Raw genomic sequence first — 17,446 nt, 5'->3', positions numbered from 1 at the left:
TCGCTGCGTCCCGTCTTCTCAGCTCTCGAGCATCGGGACGCGGACCCCGCGCTCGTTGGCCACCTCGACCGCACGGTCGTAGCCCGCGTCGACGTGGCGGATCACGCCCATGCCCGGGTCGTTGGTGAGGACCCGCTCGATCTTCTGCGCGGCGAGCTCGGTGCCGTCGGCGACGCACACCTGGCCGGCGTGGATCGAGCGGCCCATGCCGACGCCGCCACCGTGGTGGATGGAGACCCAGGTGGCGCCCGAGGCGGTGTTGACCAGGGCGTTGAGCAGGGCCCAGTCGGCGATCGCGTCGGACCCGTCGAGCATCGCCTCGGTCTCGCGGTACGGCGACGCGACCGAGCCGGCGTCGAGGTGGTCACGGCCGATGACGACCGGGGCCTTGAGCTCCCCGGAGGCGACCATCTCGTTGAACTTCAGGCCCGCGAGGTGGCGCTCGCCGTACCCGAGCCAGCAGATGCGCGCGGGGAGGCCCTGGAACGCGACCCGCTCACCGGCCATCGTGATCCACTTGTGCAGCCGCTCGTTGTCCGGGAAGAGCTCCAGGATCGCCTTGTCGGTCGCGGCGATGTCCGCCGGGTCGCCGGACAGCGCAGCCCAGCGGAAGGGGCCCTTGCCCTCGCAGAACAGCGGCCGGATGTACGCCGGGACGAAGCCGGGGAACTCGAAGGCGCGCTCGTAACCGCCCTTGCGGGCCTCGTCGCGGATCGAGTTGCCGTAGTCGAAGACCTCGGCGCCGCGGTCCTGGAACTCCACCATCGCGCGCACGTGCGCGGCCATCGAGGCCTGGGCGTCCTTGGTGAACCCGGCGGGGTCGCGCCTGGCGGCCTCGTGCCACTGCTCGAAGGGCACCCCGACGGGCAGGTAGGACAGCGGGTCGTGCGCGGAGGTCTGGTCGGTGACGACGTCGATCGGCGCACCGCTCTCCAGCAGCGCCGGGAACATCTCGGCGGCGTTGCCCAGGACGCCGATGGACAGCGGCTTCTTGGCGTCGCGAGCCTGCACCGCGAGCTCCACGGCGTGCTCGAGGGAGTCGGCCTGGACGTCGAGGTAGCGGTGCTCGATCCGGCGCTTGATCCGGCTGTCGTCGACATCGATGCAGATCGCGACGCCGTCGTTCATCGTGACGGCGAGCGGCTGCGCGCCGCCCATCCCGCCGAGGCCCGCGGTCAGCGTGATCGTGCCGGCCAGCGTCCCTCCGAAGCGCTTGTCCGCGACCGCGGCGAAGGTCTCGAAGGTGCCCTGGAGGATCCCCTGGGTGCCGATGTAGATCCAGGAGCCGGCGGTCATCTGGCCGTACATCGTCAGACCGAGCTCCTCGAGAGCACGGAACTCCTCCCAGTTGGCCCAGTCGCCGACCAGGTTGGAGTTGGCGATCAGCACGCGCGGCGCCCACTCGTGGGTGCGCATCACCCCGACGGGCTTGCCGCTCTGCACGAGCATCGTCTCGTCGTCGGCGAGCGTGGACAGCGTGCGCACCAGGGCGTCGTAGGACTCCCAGTTGCGGGCGGCCTTGCCGGTGCCGCCGTACACGACGAGCTCGGCGGGGTTCTCCGCGTTCTCGGGGTCGAGGTTGTTCATCAGCATCCGGAGCGGGGCCTCGGTCTGCCAGGAGCGGGCAGTCAGGGCGGTTCCGCGGGCGGCGGTGATGGGCAGGCGGGGGTTGGTCACTGGAGCTCTCCGATCACTTCTTCGACGGCTTGGACGACAGCGCCCGAACGGACCAGCTCGACGGCGGCCTCGATCTCGGGCGACAGGTGGCGGTCGGGGCCGGGCCCCGGTACGCCGTTGGTGCGGAACAGGTCGATCACCGCGGCCGTGGCCGGCGACGGCTCGAGCGGCCGGCGCAGGTCCAGGGCACGGGCAGCGGTGAGCACCTCGATGGCGACCACGCGGGTGAGGCCGTCGACCGACCGGCGCAGCTTGCGTGCGGCCGACCAGCCCATCGAGACGTGGTCCTCCTGCATCGCGCTGGAGGGGATCGAGTCGACCGAGGCCGGCGCGGCCAGCCGCTTCAGCTCCGAGACGATCGCGGCCTGGGTGTACTGCGCGATCATCAGCCCGCTGTCCACGCCGGGGTCGTGGGCCAGGAACGGCGGGAGGCCGTGGGAGCGGGAGCGGTCCAGGAACCGGTCCGTACGCCGCTCGCTGATCGAGGCGACATCAGCAGCGACGATCGCGGCGAAGTCGAGGACGTAGGCGACCGGGGCGCCGTGGAAGTTCCCGTTCGACTCCACGCGGTCGCCGACCACCACGGGGTTGTCCACGGCACTGGCGAGCTCGCGGCCGGCCACCACCGAGCAGTGCTCGATGGTGTCCCGCGCGCCGCCGTGCACCTGCGGCGAGCACCGCAGCGAGTAGGCGTCCTGGACCCGGTTGCAGTCCGGTCCCCGGTGGGAGGCCACCACGCCGGAGTCGCGCAGGATCGCGACGAGGTTCGCCGCGGAGGCCGACTGGCCCGGGTGGGGCCGCAGCGCCTGCAGGTCGGCGGCGAAGACGCGGTCGGTGCCGAGCTGGCCCTCGACCGACATCGCCGCGGCGATGTCGGCCGTCTTCATCAGCCGTGAGAGGTCGTGCAGCGCCATCACCAGCATGCCCAGCATGCCGTCGGTGCCGTTGATCAGCGCCAGCCCTTCCTTGGCCTCCAGCTCGACCGGGGCCAGCCCGGCTGCCGCGAGGGCCTCGCCGGCCTCCATCAGCTCGCCCTGGGCGTCGCGGACCAGCCCCTCGCCCATCAGGGCCAGCGCGCAGTGCGCCAGCGGGGCCAGGTCGCCGGAGCAGCCCAGGGAGCCGTACTCGTGCACCACGGGAGTGATCCCCCGCGACAGCAGCGCGGCCAGGAGCTCGGCGGTCTCCGGCCGGACCCCGGTGTGCCCGGTGGTGAGGGTGGAGAGCCGCAGCAGCATCAGGGCCCGGACGACCTCGCGCTCGACCTCGGGGCCGGAGCCGGCGGCATGGGAGCGGACCAGCGACTTCTGCAGCTGGGCGCGCATCTCGCCGGGGATGTGCCGGGTGGCGAGGGCGCCGAAGCCGGTCGAGATGCCGTAGACGGGCGTCTCGGACGCGGCGAGCTTCTCGATCACCGCACGTGCGTCGGCGAGCGCGGTCTTCGCCTCGCCGGAGATCTGGACCGCTGCACCGTCCCGGGCGACCGCCAGCACCTCTGCAGGCGTGAGCGGACCGGTTCCGAGGGCGACGGAGTTGTGTGTGGTGGGCATGGGTCAATCCAAGGCCCCGCGGAGACCCGCCGACGCCAATCCGACAGTGGTGCTGTCTCGTATCTGAGACTCCGCTGCGAGCACACCGGCGATCGCCCGCCTCCGCGGTGCGACTAGGTTCTGGGGCATGGCTCAGGTTCCGGCAGCGACCAGGACGCTGATGGTGCTGCGCTTCCTGGCCTCGCAGCCCGACCCCGTACCGCTGGAAAGGCTCGCCGCCGCGGTCGACCTGCCGCGCTCGACGGCCTACCACCTGGTGAAGGCGATGATCGAGCAGGGCTTCGTCACCCACATCGCCGAGGAGCAGCGCTACTGCCTCGGAGTGGCCGCGTTCGAGGTCGGCACCGGCTACACCCGGCAGGCGCCGCTGCAGCGGATCGCGCACCGGCCGCTGGCCACGCTCGTGGACCGGATCGGCCAGTCGGCACACCTGGCGGTGCCGCACGGTCGCGACGTCCTCTACGTGGTCGAGCAGCGTGCCCCCGGGCGGGCGCCGCTGGTCACCGATGTCGGCGTACGACTTCCTGCGCACCTGACCGCCAGCGGACGAGCGATCCTGGCCGCGCTCCCGGCGACCCAGGTCCGAGCGCTCTACCCCGACAGGAGCGCGTTCGTGGACCGGCACGGCCTGGGACCGCGCTCCCTGAGCGCGCTGCGCCGTGTGCTCAGCGGGACCAGGCAGCGCGGCTACGCGACCGAGGACGGCGAGGTGACGCCCGGGTTCTCCTCGGTCGCGGCGGCGGTGCTGGACCACAACGGCATCCCGATCGGCGGGATCGCCACGACCTACGACACCCGTGAGGAGCTCGACCTGGACGAGGTCGTGGCGGCGGTCACCGCCACGGCGGCCACCGTGAGCCGGCGCGTCGGAGGGACACCCGTCTCCGCCTGACCGCCCGCGGACCGGCCCGACGTCGTGTGCCACGATGCGCCTCGTGGGGCGCACGAGCACGACGGAGCCGGCGCGGGGATCGGTCTGGCGTACGCCGGGGATGCCCGCGCTGCTGGCGATGTCCACGATCGGGTTCTGCGGATACGCGGCGCTGCTGGCGGTCGCACCCATGTGGGCCGTGCACGGTGGCGCCGGCTCCCCGGGCGCCGGAGCGGTCAACGGCGTGCTCCTCGGCTTCACGGTGCTCACCCAGCCGTTCGTCCCGGGGGCGCTGCGCCGGGTCGGCGTCGGTCCGGTGATGGTCCTGGGCCTGCTGCTGCTGGGTCTCCCCTCGCTGCTGCACCTGCTCACCGACGCGCTCGCCCCGACGCTGGCCCTCTCGGCCGTGCGCGGGCTCGGTTTCGGGATCCTCACCGTCACCGGCAGCACCGCCGTCGCCGAGCTGGTCGCACCGCCCCAGCGTGGTGCCGCCATCGGCGCCTACGGCCTCGCGATCGCCGTCCCCCAGCTGGTCCTGCTCCCGCTCGGGCCGTGGGTGGCCACCGAGATCGGCTTCTGGGTGGTGTTCCTGGCGGGCGCCCTGCCGCTGCTGGCCTGTGCTCCCGCACTGGCGCTGGCACGGCGGCTGAAGCAGGCGGCGGACAGCCGGGGAGCCGAGGTGCCGGCGGCGGAGCCGTCGCCCGGCGAGCCGGCCCGGCGCCGGGGCCACACCTACCTGGTGCTGCTGCGCCCGATGGCGCTGCTGCTGGTGGTCACCCTGGCCGGCGGCGCGCTGCTCACGTTCCTGCCCCAGGTGACCGAGCTCGCCTGGGTCACCGCGGCCGGGTTGTTCATGCTCACCGCCACCACCGCGGTCGCCCGGTGGGCCGTGGGCGGGCTCGCGGACCGGCACGGACCGCAGCCGTTCATGTGGCCGCTCGTGCTGCTGGCCGCCGCGTCGATGGGCGTCGCCGCCTGGGCGGTCCACCTGGGTGCCGGCGTCGCGGCGGGCGCCCTGCTGGTGGGCGCGATGGCCGTGCTGGGCGTCAGCTACGGCGCCCTGCAGAACCTCACCCTGCTGGTCTCGTTCGAGTCGGTACGCCGCCACGAGTACGGCGTGGCCAGCGCTATGTGGAACGTGGGCTTCGACACCGGGACCGGCCTGGGGGCAGTGCTGGTCGGCGTGCTCGCCGCGGGCGCCTCGTTCCCGGTCGCGTTCGCCTGCACCGCGGTGATCCTGCTGCTCGCCGTACCCCTCGCGGCGTGGCGGCCCAAGGGCACACCCGACCGGACACCCCAGGGGCTCGCGGACCGTGCCGACGTGACGGTGCGCCAGCACCCCTGAGCGGGCCCCGCCGCGCCCGCAGCCGGATAGTCCGAGACAGAACCGTCGTCAATTCGGACATCCGACGACGGTTGCGTCTCGGACTACCCCGCCCAGCACTCCTGAGCGGGCGCCGCCTACTGCTGGCGGCGCTCGTGCAGCCGCTGCTCCGCCTCGGGCAGGTAGGCCAGGCAGGGCGCCTCGGCATCGGGGTGCTTCTCGCGCAGGTGGAAGATCCAGCGGTCCATCGCCGCCATGAAGCCGTTGTCGTCGCCGGGCCGGTACGCCGACCAGGGGGCGTCGTCACGGACGCGGCACTGCGTGCAGCTGATCTTGTAGACGAAGCGCTCCTGGGCGTCGACCTCGATCCGGACCCGCGCCAATGGTCCCGCCTCGGCGGCGGCCTTGCGTTCCCGGGCCGACCTGCTCGCGGTCACCTGGCACCCTGGCCGGGGGCGCCGACCAGGCCGGAGCGGAGCTCGGCCAACGCCTGCTCGAGGTTCACAGCCGGAGTCCAGCCCCACCTGTGGGCACGGTCGACGAGGTACTTCCCGGTCCACGCCGGGCCGTCGTCCCAGACGGGCTCGACACCGACCGCGCTGGTCACGGTGGTGTAGTAGTCGCGGAGCGTCGCCGGTCCCCCGGCCACGTTGACCGGGGTGCACCCACCCGCGACCGGTCCCTGATCGGGGTCCTCGGAGGTGGGGATCCGGCCCGTGGCCAGGTCGGCCACGAGGACGGCGAGGTCGTCGAGGTGCACCCAGGGGAACGTCTGGTCCGGCAGGGCGTGCCGGGCGCCCTCGTCGTCACGGATGTCGGCCGGCCGCAGCGTGTTCCACACCGAGGTCTCCCCCGCGCCCAGGATCGCCGGAGGGCGCACCAGCACACGGGGGATCCCGTCGACCTCCGCCAGCGCGGCGTCGGTGTCGCGCTTGGTCGCGCCGTAGTCGTTGGCGTTCTCGTCGACGAGCCGCGAGGACTCATCGACGTCACCGGCCTCGGGCGAGCGGTCGTAGACGGCCGCAGTCGAGATGTGCACCAGCCACTGCGCGCCCGCGTCTCGTGCGGCACGCGCGATCACCGGAGTGCCCTCGACAGCCGTCCGGTGCTGGGTCTCGCGGTCCGAGCCCATCGGGTGCACGGTCGTGACGACGCCGCCCGCACCCGCGACCACGGAGGCCGCGAAGTCGGGGTCACCGAACTCGCCCACGTGCTCCTCGACCCCGGGCAGCTCGGGGCTGGTGCCCGGGCGGCGTACGACGGCGCGCACGGGCACGCCACGCTCGGCCAGCACCGCGCAGATCCGGGATCCGACGAGTCCGTTCGCGCCGGTGACGACAACTGGGTTCGCTTCGCTCATGGCACCCACCTTGGCACGCGGCGTCGCTCAGGCGTCGGCCACCATGGGGGCGACCTCGGTACCGAGCAACTCGATGCCGCGCAGGAGGTCGGCGTGGGCCAGCCTGGGGTTGGTCATCTGCAGGGACAGCCGGTCCACGCCGCCGAGCTGCTCGGAGACCCGGCGGATCTTGTCCGCGACGGTCGGGGGGTCCCCCATGAAGAACGCACCGTTGGGCCCCGACGTCGCGTCGAACTGCTGGCGGGTCGGCCTCGGGAAGCCGCGTTCGCGCGAGACCTTGGTGAACATCTCCTCCCAGCCCGGGTAGATCGTGTCCGCGGCCTCCTCGGTACTGCCGGCGACGAAGCCGAACACGTGCAGGCCCACCTTGAGCTTCTCCGGAGCGTGGCCGGCCTGGGCGCCCGCTCGGCGGTAGAGGTCGACGAGCGGCGCGAACTGGCGAGGCTCGCCCCCGATGATCGCGACCATCAGCGGCAGTCCGAGCAGGCCGGCGCGCGCGAACGACTCCGGGGTCCCACCGACGCCGACCCAGATGGGCAGCGGGTCCTGGAGCGGACGCGGGTAGACGCTCTGCCGGACCAGCGGCGGCCGGTGCCTCCCGGACCAGGTGACCTCGGCCTCGTCGCGGATCCGCAGGAGCAGCTCCAGCTTCTCGGTGAACAGCGAGTCGTAGTCGGCGAGGTCGAGCCCGAAGAGCGGGAAGGCCTCGGTGAAGGACCCGCGGCCCACCACCAGGTCAACCCGGCCCTTGGCGATGAGGTCCAGGGTGGCGAACTGCTGGAACACCCGCACCGGGTCGTCCGCGCTGAGCACCTTCACCGCGCTGCCGAGCCGGATCCGCTCGGTGCGGGCCGCGGCCGCGGCCAGGATGATCGAGGGTGCGGAGTCGAAGTACTCGCTGCGGTGGTGCTCGCCGATCCCGAAGGAATACAGCCCCACCCGGTCGGCCAGGGTGATCTCCTCGAGGAGATGCTCCATCCGCTCGGCCGGACCCACCACGTGTCCGGTCGCCGGGTCGGTCACGGTCGAGACGAAGCTGTCGACGCCCAGGTGCATGTGCGGAGTCAACCACCCACGCACAAGGGCGCCGCAGCGACAGGGTCGCGACCCGGGTCAGCCGCCGCCGTTGTCGCCGCCCAGGGAGCCGGGGGCGGTCTCGTCGTCGGCGCGCTCCGGCGTCTCCTGGTCCGGCTGCTCCCGGTTCGGTGTCTGGTTCTCTTCGGGCTCGATCGTGTTCTCGCTCATGGGTCGACGCTACCCACCTCGGCGAGGTCCGCCGTACGCTGCCGGTCACAGCCGTTTGCCGGTGTCCGGCGAGGGAACGGGCTCCTCCTGGGCACGCCGAGACCGAGGAGACCCCCCATGAGACACATGCCAGCGCCTCCCGTCCTGGTGCGCGGGATCCTGCGCCTCGAGGACACCCCCGCCCTGGACCGTCCGGTGCAGGCACTGGACCCGCACATCCGCAGGGCTTTCGGCAGCGGCGGACGTGGGGCCCTCCTGCGCGGTGACTGGCTTGGTCACGCGCTCCACCCCGTGCTGACCGACTTCGTCATCGGGAGCTGGACCTCGGCCAACGTGCTCGACCTGGTCGGCGGGCCCGGCTCCTCGCCGTCTGCGCGACGACTGGTCGGGCTCGGGCTCCTCGCCGCCGCGCCGACTGCGTGGACGGGCTGGGCCGAGTGGAGCGACGCCGAGCCCCGCGACAAGCGGGTGGGCCTGGTGCACGCGGTCACCAACGGGGTCGCGATCGGCCTCTACGCCTCGTCGTACCTCGCCCGCCGCCGGGGCGGCCAGGCCACGGGAGTGCGCCTCGGGCTCGCGGGCGCCGCGGTCTCGGGCGTGGGCGCCTTCCTCGGCGGTCACCTGGCCCAGGCACGTGGCGTGGGCAGCCGCCACCCCGCGTTCGCGGTGGCGCCCCGCGGCGCGTGATCAGGAGCGCTTGTCCTCGTCGGGTTCGAACCTCACGTCGATCTCCTCGAAGCCCTTGGCACGCTGCGCCTCGGCCTGGCGCCGATAGGCTCGCTCGTCACCAGGGGTCAGCTCCACGGCATCGGTGAAGGGCGTGAGCAGGGCGCGCGGGTACAGCCTGTCGGTCCGTACGACGTTGAGCTCGACGCACAGCGTGAAGATCACCGCCGTCAGGTAGAGGAAGGCGAGCAGGCCCAGCACGATCGCGAAGACGCCGTTGCTCGTGCTGGCGTTCTTGATGACGTGGGTGACGTAGGTGACCCCGAAGGTCTGCAGCAGCTGCCAGGCCACGGCCGCGATCGCCGCCCCCGGCGCGACGTCGCGGAACGAGAGCGCCCGAGCGGTGCCGAGACGGAACACGAAACCGAAGACCGCCGTGTTCAGGACCACAGCGCCCACGGCCAGCCCGATGCGACGCAGCACGGCGTCGTCCCCGAAGGCGCTGGCCCCGATCACCGACAGCGCGGTGGTGCCCACCACGGAGAGCCCCAGCGTGGTCAGGATGGCCAGCCCGCGGACCCGGCCCTTGAACGGGTCGGGCCGCTTGTTCCGCGGCACCGCCCAGGCGGTGTTCATCGCGTACTGCACCGCCTGCGCGACCCCGAGCCCGCCGTAGAGGGCCGTGAGGCCCCCGATCACGAGCCCGAGGGTGCCCCCGCCGATCTCGTCAGGCCGTCCCAGCTCGTCCCCGATCACCGGGAACTGGCGCAGGGCGGAGGCCTCGATCTCGCGCTGCCACCCTGGCTCCCCCGCCAGGACCAGCCCCAGCACCGCGGTGAAGATCAGCAGCAGGGGAAACAGCGAGACGAAGGCGTAGTAGGCGACCAGCGCCGCGAGGTAGGCGCCCGCGTCGTCGAAGTACTTGTAGACCACCGCGATCGGCAGGCCCATCCACGGGCGCCGTCGCTGCAACCGGTCGAGCCGGGACGCGACGCTCATCGCACCCGCCCGGCGTGGACCACAGGGCCGAGGCCGGGATCAGGCACCGAAGTCGACCTCGGCGGTGGTCACGGTTCCCACGGTGCGGCCCGGTGCCCGGTGCCGGCTCCAGGAAAGGTTGGTGTGCGCGATCACCTGGGCGGCGGTGGGTGCGCCGTACGCCGAGAGGTCCTCGGTCGTGTGGGCGTCGGAGACCAGGATCGTGTCGTAGCCGCGCACCACCGCCCCGTGCAGCGTCGACCTGACGCACTCCTCGGTCTGCGCACCCGCGACGACAAGCCGCCCGACACCGCGCTCGGCGAGCACCGACTCGAGCTCGGTGTTCTCGAACGCGTCCCGGTAGAGCTTGTGCACCAGGGGCTCGGTCTCCTGGCGGAGCAGCTCGGGCACGTAGTTCCAGCCGTCGCTGCCGATCGGCAGGGACTCGTGGTCCGCGACCCACACCACCAGCCGGTCTGCCTTCCGGGCCGCCTCAACCAGGGTGGCGATGTTGGCGACCACCTGGTCGCGGTCGTGCGCGCGGGCGACCACGTCGACCTGCACGTCGATGACCACCAGCGCAGTGTGCGGCCGGTTCCCCAGCGTGCTGACGGGCATGGGCCCACGCTACGTCAGCGATCCCGTCGCCGCCGTGCGCCGCCGCGCCCGCAACCTCACTGGGCCGACAGCGCCGGAAGTCCCGGCCCGTCGAGATCCTCCAGCGCCACCCGTCGTCCGGTGACGGCCAGCAGCAGCGCCAGCGCGCTGCCCCGGACCTCGGCTCCATCACCCACGGAGAGGTCGGCGTCCGTCGCGACCAGCCGGACGCCCTCGAGCAGCTCCTTGGCGCCTCCGAAGGACGCCGGGGTGCGCGCCTGGAGGCTCAGCGCCCTGACCACGGCCTCCTCCGGGTACTGCCGGGAGAGCCCCAGGGGCCGCCGGATGTCCTCGCCGTGCACGACCTCCTCGACGAGGCGGCTCTCGATCGGGGCCGGCGGGGTCGAGGTCCGCGAGACCACCTGGCGAAGCTGCTCCAGGGTCTGCTGGGGCGTGGCCCCACGGCTGCGCTCCACCCCGCGGGCGTTGAGCAGGTCGAAGTCGAGGCGTGCCCGGGCGAGGCCGAGCACGAAGCCGGTGCGGGTCGTCCTGGCGGTGTTCAGCAGGTGGGCGGCGACGTCGTGGACGGTCCAGTCGTTGCACAGCGACTGCTGCGCCCACTGCTGGTCATCGAGCCCCTCGAGGTCGCGGATCAGCGCGGCCCGCTCCGCGTGCACCATCGGCCAGACGTCGCTCATCTCGCTCCTTCGCTCGTCACGGCCCCTCCGCGACAAGGTGGACCAGCGACAGGGCGCCGACTCATCGGAGCTGTTCTCGGGAGGACTGCCAGCGGGGCAGGCTCAGAGCCGGCCCCGGGTGCGCAGCACCTCGTAGGCCAGCACGGCCGCCGCCAGCGGACCTTGGCGGACGCGGCTGTCGAGCACCGCCTCGAGCAGCTCCTCGAAGGGCACCCAGAGCTTCTCCAGCTCGGCCTCCTCGGCGTGCATCGCGAAGTCACCGCGGTCGGAGAAGCTCAGCCCCCGGGCGAGGTAGATGTGGTGCAGCTCGTTGGTGATCCCTGCCGAGGGGAACAGCGTGAGCAGGTGGCGCCAGTCCTCGGCCTGGAGCTCGACCTCCTCCTGGAGCTCACGGGCGGCCGTGACCTGGGGGTCCTCCCCCTGTGCGTCGCAGATGCCGGCGGGCAGCTCGATGAACACCGCCTGGCCGGAGTGGCGGTACTGCTTGATGCAGCACACCCGCTCCTCGTCGTCGAGCGCCAGCACGACCACCGCGCCGGGGTGCTCGACCACGAGCCTGCCGAAGGTCTCCTCGGGGTGGTCGGGGCGCTGGACGACGTCCTCGCGCATCGCCACCACCCAGTCGTCCCGGTGGATGTCTCGGCTCTCGACGACCGGCCAGGTGCGCGGGGCGTCCGCCAGCGGGGACTCGCTCACGCCCGATCGAGCTCCGAATCCAGTCCAGGGTCGCCGGCAAGAGCATCCTCCGCGCCGTCGGCGACCCAGCGGCGTCGCAGCGCGCTCTCGTCGATCGGGATGAGCAGCTCGCGCTGGCGCTGGATCGCGGCCCCGATCAGCCCGGAGAAGAGCGGGTGCGCCCGGGTCGGGCGCGAGCGCAGCTCCGGGTGGGCCTGGGTCGAGACGTAGTAGGGGTGCACCTCGTCGGGCAGCTCCACGAACTCCACCAGGTTGTTGTCCGGGGAGGTCCCCGAGAACACCAGCCCGGCCTGTTCGAGCTGGTCGCGGTAGGCGTTGTTGACCTCGTAGCGGTGGCGGTGCCGCTCCTCGACCTTCGCCTGGCCGTACGCCGCACGCACGACCGAGCCCTCCTTGAGGTCGGCCGGGTAGAGGCCCAGGCGCATCGTCCCGCCCAGGTCGCCGGCCCCCTCGACGAAGGCCTTCTGCTCGGCCATCGTGGCGATCACCGGCTCCGCCGTGTCGGGGTCGAACTCCGTGGAGGCCGCCTTCTCCAGTCCGGCCTGGGTGCGGGCGAACTCGATCACCATGCACTGCAGGCCCAGGCACAGCCCCAGGGTGGGGATCTTGTTGGTGCGGGCGTAGGTCAGGGCGCCGAGCTTGCCCTCGATGCCGCGGATCCCGAAGCCTCCGGGCACGCAGATTGCGTCGACGTCGCCGAGGCGTCGCTTGGCGCCCTCGGGAGTCGCGCACTCGTCGGAGGGCACCCACTCGATCTTCACGCGCGCCTCGTGGGCGAAACCGCCAGCACGCAGCGCCTCGATCACCGAGAGGTAGGCGTCGGGGAGGTCGATGTACTTGCCGACCAGCGCGACAGTGACCTCCTCGTTGGGGTGGTGCACCCGCTGGAGCAGGTCGTCCCAGACGGTCCAGTCCACGTCGCGGAACGGCAGGTTCAGCCGTCGTACGAGGTAGGCGTCGAGGCCCTGGCGGTGCAGCACCTTGGGGATGTCGTAGATCGAGGGCGCGTCGGGCGCGGTGACCACTGCCTCCTCGTCGACGTCGCACATCAGCGAGATCTTGCGCTTGACCGAGGCCGGGAGCTCCCGGTCGGCGCGGCACACGACCGCGTCGGGCTGGATACCGATGGAGCGCAGTGCGGCGACGGAGTGCTGGGTCGGCTTGGTCTTGAGCTCGCCGGACGGGCCGATCCACGGCACCAGCGAGACGTGCAGGAAGAAGACGTTGTCGCGGCCGATCTCGTGACGGACCTGGCGCGCGGCCTCGAGGAACGGCAGCGACTCGATGTCGCCGACGGTGCCGCCGACCTCGGTGATCACCACGTCGATCTCGGGCCCGCCCATCGCCAGGACGCGGTCCTTGATCTCGTTGGTGATGTGCGGGATGACCTGCACCGTGTCGCCGAGGTAGTCCCCACGACGCTCCTTGGCGATCACCGAGGAGTAGACCTGCCCGGTCGTCACGTTCGCGATCTGGCTCAGGTCGGTGTCCAGGAACCGCTCGTAGTGACCGATGTCCAGGTCGGTCTCCGCGCCGTCGTTGGTGACGAACACCTCGCCGTGCTGGAACGGGTTCATCGTGCCCGGGTCCACGTTCAGGTACGGGTCCAGCTTCTGCATGGTCACGCGGAGGCCGCGTGAGCGGAGCAGTCGGCCCAGGCTGGAGGCGGTCAGCCCCTTGCCCAGGGACGAGGCGACGCCTCCGGTGACGAAGACGTGCTTTGTCTGCTGCGGTGCTACCAAGAGGGCTCCCCGTGGACTGGAACGGTGCCCGCTGACGGGCCCGGAGGCATGCTCGATGTGCTGTCCTCCACGGGATTCGAGCCTACCAACGATTGGTGACGACGTACGTCGCGGGGGCGGATTCAGCCACTTCGTGTCGGCCGGACCCGCGAGGACTGCGCCACCTGCAGCAGCTCCTGGGCGTGCGCCATCGCGGTGTCGGACTCCTCCAGCCCCGCGAGCATCCGGGAGAGCTCCTGCACCCTGGCGGCCTCGTCGAGGGTCTCCAGGCCGGAGGTGGTCACCGTGCCGTCACTCGACTTGCGTACGACGACGTGGTGGTCGGCGAACGCGGCCACCTGGGGCAGGTGGGTCACCACGAGGACCTGGGCCGACCGTGCCAACGCGGCCAGCCGCCGGCCGATCTCCACCGCAGCCTTGCCGCCGACACCGGCATCGACCTCGTCGAAGACGAAGGTCGGCACGGGCCGGGTGTCGGCCAGGGCGACCTCGATGGCGAGCATCACCCGGGAGAGCTCGCCCCCGGATGCGCCCTTGGACAGCGGCCTCGGCTCGGACCCGGTGTTCGCGGCCAGGAGCAGCTCGACCTCGTCCACGCCGGTGGAGGTGAAGTGCCACCGTCCCCCGTCGAGCTCCAGTCCGGTCTCGTCGGGCACACGATGCAGGCGCACCTCGAACCGGGCGTGCGGCATCGAGAGGGAGTGCAGCTCCTCGGTCACCACGGCCGAGAGCCGCTCCCCTGCGTCGGCCCGGATCCGCGAGAGCGTGGCGGCCTCCTTCGCCAGGACGGCGCGCAGCTGCTTGCGCTCGGAGCGCAGCTCGGCGATGCGGTCGTCGGAGCCGTCGAGGCTGAACAGCCGCTGCGCCGAGACTCGGGACCACTCGAGCACCTCCTCGACGGTCTCGCCGTACTTGCGGGTGAGGGCCGTCAGGGCCGCCCTGCGCTCGGAGACCGCCGCCAGCCGTGCCGGGTCGGTCTCCACCAGCGTGGAGTACGCCGCCACGTCGGCCGCCACGTCCGCGAGCAGGTAGCTGACCTCGGCCACCCGGTCGGCGAGCCCAGCGACCTCGGGGTCGTGCTCGCGCACGCTCTCCAGCGACCGGCGGGCCGCCGCCAGCGCCCCGAGAGCGTCAGGGGCGTCCCGGTCCGAGGACAGTGCCTCCCGGGCGGTCTCGGCCGCGGTGCGCAGGGTGTCGGCGAAGCCGAGCCGGGTCTCCTCGGTCGCGAGCGACTGCTCCTCACCCGGCCGGGGGTCGACCGCCTCGATCTCCTCCAGTCCGAGCCGGAGCACGTCTGCCTCGCGAGCGCGTTCGCGGGCCGACCCGAGCACCTCGCGCAGCTCTGACTCGACCGCCTGCAGCCGCTCGAAGGAGGCGCGGTAGCGGACGAGCACCTCGTCCAGCTCGGGGCCCGCGTGCGAGTCGAGGGCCGCTCGCTGGGCCTCCGGACGCAGCAGCCGGTGCTGGTCGGACTGGCCGTGCACCGCCACCAGCGCGTCCCCCACCTTCGCGAGCGCCGAGGCGGGCACGGACACGCCGCCCAGGAAGGCGCGTGAGCGACCCTCTGCGGAGACCTGTCGGGCCAGCAGCAGCCGGCCGTCCTCGACCTCGCCGCCGTGCTCGTCGGCAATCGCCTCCAGACCGGGGCCGGAGGTCACCACGCCTTCGACCCTCGCGGTGCGGGCCCCGGTGCGGACCGCACCGGTGTCGGCGCGGCCTCCGAGGAGCAGGCCCAGCGCGGTCACCAGCATCGTCTTGCCGGCGCCGGTCTCGCCGGTGATCACGGTGAGCCCCTCGCCGAGCTCCAACAGCGACTCCTCGATCACCCCCAGGGAGGCGATCCTGATCTCCTCGATCATCGGGCCTCGTCCGCTCGCAGAAGTTTGGTCATGCGTCCTCACCGGGAGCCCGGGTGCTGCGCCGGCGGCGCTCGGAGGCGCCGCGCCAGCCCTCGACCGGCAGACCGAACTTCGCGACCAGGCGGTCGGTGAACGGCGCCTCGTGCAGCCGCACCAGGCGCACGGGTGAGCGGCCGCGGCGTACCTCGATCCGGGCGCCCGGCGGCAGGTCGACGGTGCGCCGCCCGTCGCACCAGAGCACGCCTGCGCCCTCGGTCTGGGCGAGCACCTCGACCGCGAGCACCGAAGAGGGCGCGACCACCATCGGGCGCGAGAACAACGCGTGCGCGCTGATCGGGACCATCAGGAGCGCCTCGACGCCGGGCCAGACGATGGGGCCGCCGGCGCTGAAGTTGTACGCCGTCGACCCGGTCGGCGTGGCGCACACGACTCCGTCGCAGCCGAACCGGCTCACCGGGCGGCCGTCGACCTCGATCACCACCTCGAGCATCCGCTGCCGGGCCGCCTTCTCCACGCTGGCCTCGTTGAGGGCCCAGGTGGTCTCGATCAGCTCCTTGTCGCGGTAGACGGACACGTCGAGGGTCAGCCGCTCCTCGCTGGAGTACTTCCGCTCCACGATGAGCGAGATCATCTTCTCGACGTCCTCGCTCTCGGCCTCGGCCAGGAAGCCCACGTGTCCGAGGTTGACCCCCAGCAGCGGGGTCGTCGTCCCCCGGGTGAGCTCGGCGGCACGCAGGATGGTGCCGTCGCCCCCGATCACCACGGCGAGCTCGCAGTCGCGGGAGGCGTCGGTGTCCGGGGAGACCATCTCCACGCCGTGTCCCGCGGGGAGCTCCAGCTCCTTGGCCTCGTCCTCGAGCATCCGCACGACCAGTCCGTTGGCCGACAACGCGGAGGCCACCGCGCGGGCGACGTCGCGCGCGTCCTCGCGACCCGTGTGGGCCAGCAGGAGGATGCGCCGGTCGGCTGCCTGGCTTGGTGAGGTCACGGGTTCACCCTCTCACCCGGCACCCCCAAAGCCCCGGAACGGGCCACCTCCGCGCGCACCTCCTCGCTCCCGATCTCAGGATCACCGGCGCGCAGCCACAAGAAGAACTCCACGTTCCCCGACGGGCCGGGCAGCGGGCTGGTGGTCACCGCCCGCGCCCCCCAGCCGAGCCGGGCGGCGGAGTCAGCGATGGCGGAGACGGCCTCGGCCCGGTGGTCGAGGTCGCGGACCACACCGCCCTTGCCCAGACGCTCCTTGCCGACCTCGAACTGCGGCTTCACCATCAGCACGAGGTCTCCGTCCGGGGCAGTGACCCCGATCAACGGCTCCAGCACCAGCGCCAGGGAGATGAACGACAGGTCCCCCACGACGAGGTCGACCGGCCCACCGATGAGCTCGGTGTCGATCTCACGGATGTTCGTGCGGTCGTGCACCCGGACGCGGGGATCCTTCTGCAGGGCCCACACCAGCTGGCCGTAGCCCACGTCGACGGCGACGACCTCCCGCGCCCCCGCACGCAGGAGCACGTCGGTGAATCCGCCGGTGGAGGCGCCCGCGTCGAGGGCACGCCGCCCGGTCACCGCGAGCCCCAGGGGCGCGAACGCCTCCAGCGCACCGGCGAGCTTGTGGCCGCCGCGACTGGCATAGTCCGGGCTCGAGGGGTCCTCGCGGACGACGAGGTCGGCGTCGGTGGTGATCGCGGTCGCCGGCTTGGTGGCGACCAGCTTGTTGACGCTCACCCGGCCGGCCGAGATCAGCTCGCTGGCGTGCTCGCGCGACCGCGCCAGGCCACGACGGACCAGTTCCGCGTCGAGCCGCAGGCGACGAGCCGGTCGAGCTGCCATGGAGCTTCTCCTCCGAAAAGGAACTGCTGGATCTTGCTTGGAAAATGACACTCGTTTGGAAATGACTAAGGGCCGCCCCAGATGGGGCGGCCCTTAGAAAGAATATGTCCGGCGACGTCCTACTCTCCCACAACCTCCCGGTTGCAGTACCATCGGCGCTGAAAGGCTTGACTTCCGGGTTCGGAATGGAGCCGGGTATTTCCCTTTCGCTATGGCCGCCGAAACTCTATGGAGTTATCGATCAAACAAAGCCATCGATCCCCTTGTGAGGAATCATTGAGGCTCCCGACCGTAACTCGGGAACCACACAGTGGACGCGCAACATCTTTGAGGGACAAGCCCTCGGCCTATTA

17 protein-coding genes and 1 rRNA gene are annotated in these 17,446 nt (G+C 72.1%); 3 read left to right on the top strand and 15 right to left on the bottom strand.

The features are described from left to right. Positions 1 to 18 precede the first annotated feature (18 nt). Together hutU and hutH are read right to left on the bottom strand one after the other, a co-directional pair. On the bottom strand, positions 19 to 1,677 hold the full coding sequence (gene hutU / locus AC4BGB_RS20865) for a urocanate hydratase (protein WP_490548938.1): 1,659 nt from the start codon (positions 1,675 to 1,677) through the stop codon (positions 19 to 21). Continuing rightward, complete coding sequence (gene hutH / locus AC4BGB_RS20860; RefSeq protein WP_490548936.1) at positions 1,674 to 3,224, bottom strand: histidine ammonia-lyase; 1,551 nt, start codon at positions 3,222 to 3,224, stop codon at positions 1,674 to 1,676. The genes hutU and hutH overlap by 4 nt, the downstream gene beginning before the upstream one ends. 127 nt (positions 3,225 to 3,351) lie before the next feature. On the opposite strand from hutH, the gene AC4BGB_RS20855 reads away from it, so the two are divergent. Further along, complete coding sequence (locus AC4BGB_RS20855) at positions 3,352 to 4,116, top strand: IclR family transcriptional regulator (protein ID WP_490548934.1); 765 nt, start codon at positions 3,352 to 3,354, stop codon at positions 4,114 to 4,116. Between the two features lie 43 nt (positions 4,117 to 4,159). Then, a complete protein-coding gene (locus AC4BGB_RS20850; protein ID WP_490548933.1) occupies positions 4,160 to 5,440 on the top strand; it encodes an MFS transporter in 1,281 nt (426 codons plus the stop codon). A gap of 116 nt (positions 5,441 to 5,556) precedes the next feature. On the opposite strand, the gene AC4BGB_RS20845 is transcribed toward AC4BGB_RS20850, so the two are convergent. The 4 genes from AC4BGB_RS20845 to AC4BGB_RS20830 are packed head-to-tail and all read right to left on the bottom strand — an operon-like array spanning position 5,557 to position 8,024. Next, positions 5,557 to 5,856, bottom strand: coding sequence for a hypothetical protein (locus AC4BGB_RS20845; protein ID WP_490548932.1), 300 nt, complete (start codon positions 5,854 to 5,856; stop codon positions 5,557 to 5,559). Then, positions 5,853 to 6,779 (bottom strand): NAD-dependent epimerase/dehydratase family protein, encoded by a 927-nt coding sequence (locus AC4BGB_RS20840; RefSeq protein ID WP_490548931.1) that lies wholly within the window; start codon positions 6,777 to 6,779, stop codon positions 5,853 to 5,855. The genes AC4BGB_RS20845 and AC4BGB_RS20840 overlap by 4 nt, the downstream gene beginning before the upstream one ends. Positions 6,780 to 6,806: 27 nt before the next feature. Beyond that, complete coding sequence (locus AC4BGB_RS20835) at positions 6,807 to 7,835, bottom strand: LLM class flavin-dependent oxidoreductase (RefSeq protein ID WP_490548929.1); 1,029 nt, start codon at positions 7,833 to 7,835, stop codon at positions 6,807 to 6,809. A 57-nt stretch (positions 7,836 to 7,892) separates the two neighbouring features. Then, the gene (locus AC4BGB_RS20830) at positions 7,893 to 8,024 is read right to left on the bottom strand and encodes a hypothetical protein (RefSeq protein WP_490548928.1); all 132 of its coding nucleotides are present in this window, start codon (positions 8,022 to 8,024) and stop codon (positions 7,893 to 7,895) included. A gap of 117 nt (positions 8,025 to 8,141) precedes the next feature. On the opposite strand from AC4BGB_RS20830, the gene AC4BGB_RS20825 reads away from it, so the two are divergent. After that, on the top strand, positions 8,142 to 8,711 hold the full coding sequence (locus AC4BGB_RS20825) for a DUF2231 domain-containing protein (RefSeq protein ID WP_490548927.1): 570 nt from the start codon (positions 8,142 to 8,144) through the stop codon (positions 8,709 to 8,711). Here the strand turns inward: AC4BGB_RS20825 and AC4BGB_RS20820 are convergent, their stop codons facing one another. From AC4BGB_RS20820 to rrf, 9 genes are all read right to left on the bottom strand, one after another. Further along, positions 8,712 to 9,689: a YihY/virulence factor BrkB family protein gene (locus AC4BGB_RS20820; RefSeq protein ID WP_490548925.1), complete on the bottom strand. Its 978-nt coding sequence runs from the start codon at positions 9,687 to 9,689 to the stop codon at positions 8,712 to 8,714. 39 nt (positions 9,690 to 9,728) lie between these two features. After that, positions 9,729 to 10,286, bottom strand: a complete 558-nt coding sequence (locus AC4BGB_RS20815; protein WP_490548923.1) for an isochorismatase family protein — start codon at positions 10,284 to 10,286, stop codon at positions 9,729 to 9,731. Positions 10,287 to 10,342: 56 nt separating this feature from the next. After that, entirely contained in the window at positions 10,343 to 10,963 is a 621-nt protein-coding gene (locus tag AC4BGB_RS20810) for a maleylpyruvate isomerase family mycothiol-dependent enzyme (protein WP_490548921.1), read from the bottom strand. A 102-nt stretch (positions 10,964 to 11,065) separates the two neighbouring features. Beyond that, positions 11,066 to 11,659, bottom strand: coding sequence for an NUDIX domain-containing protein (locus tag AC4BGB_RS20805; RefSeq protein WP_490548919.1), 594 nt, complete (start codon positions 11,657 to 11,659; stop codon positions 11,066 to 11,068). Then, the gene (pyrG, locus tag AC4BGB_RS20800) at positions 11,656 to 13,401 is read right to left on the bottom strand and encodes a CTP synthase (protein WP_490548917.1); all 1,746 of its coding nucleotides are present in this window, start codon (positions 13,399 to 13,401) and stop codon (positions 11,656 to 11,658) included. Before pyrG ends, AC4BGB_RS20805 begins: the two co-directional genes overlap by 4 nt. A gap of 122 nt (positions 13,402 to 13,523) precedes the next feature. Further along, positions 13,524 to 15,260, bottom strand: a complete 1,737-nt coding sequence (gene recN, locus AC4BGB_RS20795) for a DNA repair protein RecN (protein ID WP_490548915.1) — start codon at positions 15,258 to 15,260, stop codon at positions 13,524 to 13,526. A gap of 28 nt (positions 15,261 to 15,288) precedes the next feature. Beyond that, positions 15,289 to 16,248 (bottom strand): NAD kinase, encoded by a 960-nt coding sequence (locus AC4BGB_RS20790; protein ID WP_490548913.1) that lies wholly within the window; start codon positions 16,246 to 16,248, stop codon positions 15,289 to 15,291. Continuing rightward, positions 16,245 to 17,093: a TlyA family RNA methyltransferase gene (locus AC4BGB_RS20785; RefSeq protein ID WP_490548911.1), complete on the bottom strand. Its 849-nt coding sequence runs from the start codon at positions 17,091 to 17,093 to the stop codon at positions 16,245 to 16,247. Before AC4BGB_RS20785 ends, AC4BGB_RS20790 begins: the two co-directional genes overlap by 4 nt. Before the next feature lie 106 nt (positions 17,094 to 17,199). Further along, positions 17,200 to 17,316, bottom strand: a 5S ribosomal RNA gene (gene rrf, locus AC4BGB_RS20780). Positions 17,317 to 17,446: the final 130 nt, after the last annotated feature.

Source organism: Nocardioides sp. Z30_9 (assembly GCF_058215735.1).
The sequence above is the reverse complement of the archived record's forward strand: the minus strand, read 5'-3'. Positions and strand labels throughout refer to the sequence as shown.

Excerpts from the sequence above, each read along its gene's own strand:
- hutH (WP_490548936.1), bottom strand. The coding sequence starts at position 3,224 with ATGCCCACCACACACAACTCCGTCGCCCTCGGAACCGGTCCGCTCACG.
- AC4BGB_RS20855 (WP_490548934.1), top strand. The coding sequence starts at position 3,352 with ATGGCTCAGGTTCCGGCAGCGACCAGGACGCTGATGGTGCTGCGCTTC.
- AC4BGB_RS20840 (WP_490548931.1), bottom strand. The coding sequence starts at position 6,779 with ATGAGCGAAGCGAACCCAGTTGTCGTCACCGGCGCGAACGGACTCGTC.
- AC4BGB_RS20835 (WP_490548929.1), bottom strand. The coding sequence starts at position 7,835 with ATGCACCTGGGCGTCGACAGCTTCGTCTCGACCGTGACCGACCCGGCG.
- AC4BGB_RS20830 (WP_490548928.1), bottom strand. The coding sequence starts at position 8,024 with ATGAGCGAGAACACGATCGAGCCCGAAGAGAACCAGACACCGAACCGG.
- AC4BGB_RS20825 (WP_490548927.1), top strand. The coding sequence starts at position 8,142 with ATGAGACACATGCCAGCGCCTCCCGTCCTGGTGCGCGGGATCCTGCGC.
- AC4BGB_RS20820 (WP_490548925.1), bottom strand. The coding sequence starts at position 9,689 with ATGAGCGTCGCGTCCCGGCTCGACCGGTTGCAGCGACGGCGCCCGTGG.
- AC4BGB_RS20815 (WP_490548923.1), bottom strand. The coding sequence starts at position 10,286 with ATGCCCGTCAGCACGCTGGGGAACCGGCCGCACACTGCGCTGGTGGTC.
- AC4BGB_RS20810 (WP_490548921.1), bottom strand. The coding sequence starts at position 10,963 with ATGAGCGACGTCTGGCCGATGGTGCACGCGGAGCGGGCCGCGCTGATC.
- recN (WP_490548915.1), bottom strand. The coding sequence starts at position 15,260 with ATGATCGAGGAGATCAGGATCGCCTCCCTGGGGGTGATCGAGGAGTCG.
- AC4BGB_RS20785 (WP_490548911.1), bottom strand. The coding sequence starts at position 17,093 with ATGGCAGCTCGACCGGCTCGTCGCCTGCGGCTCGACGCGGAACTGGTC.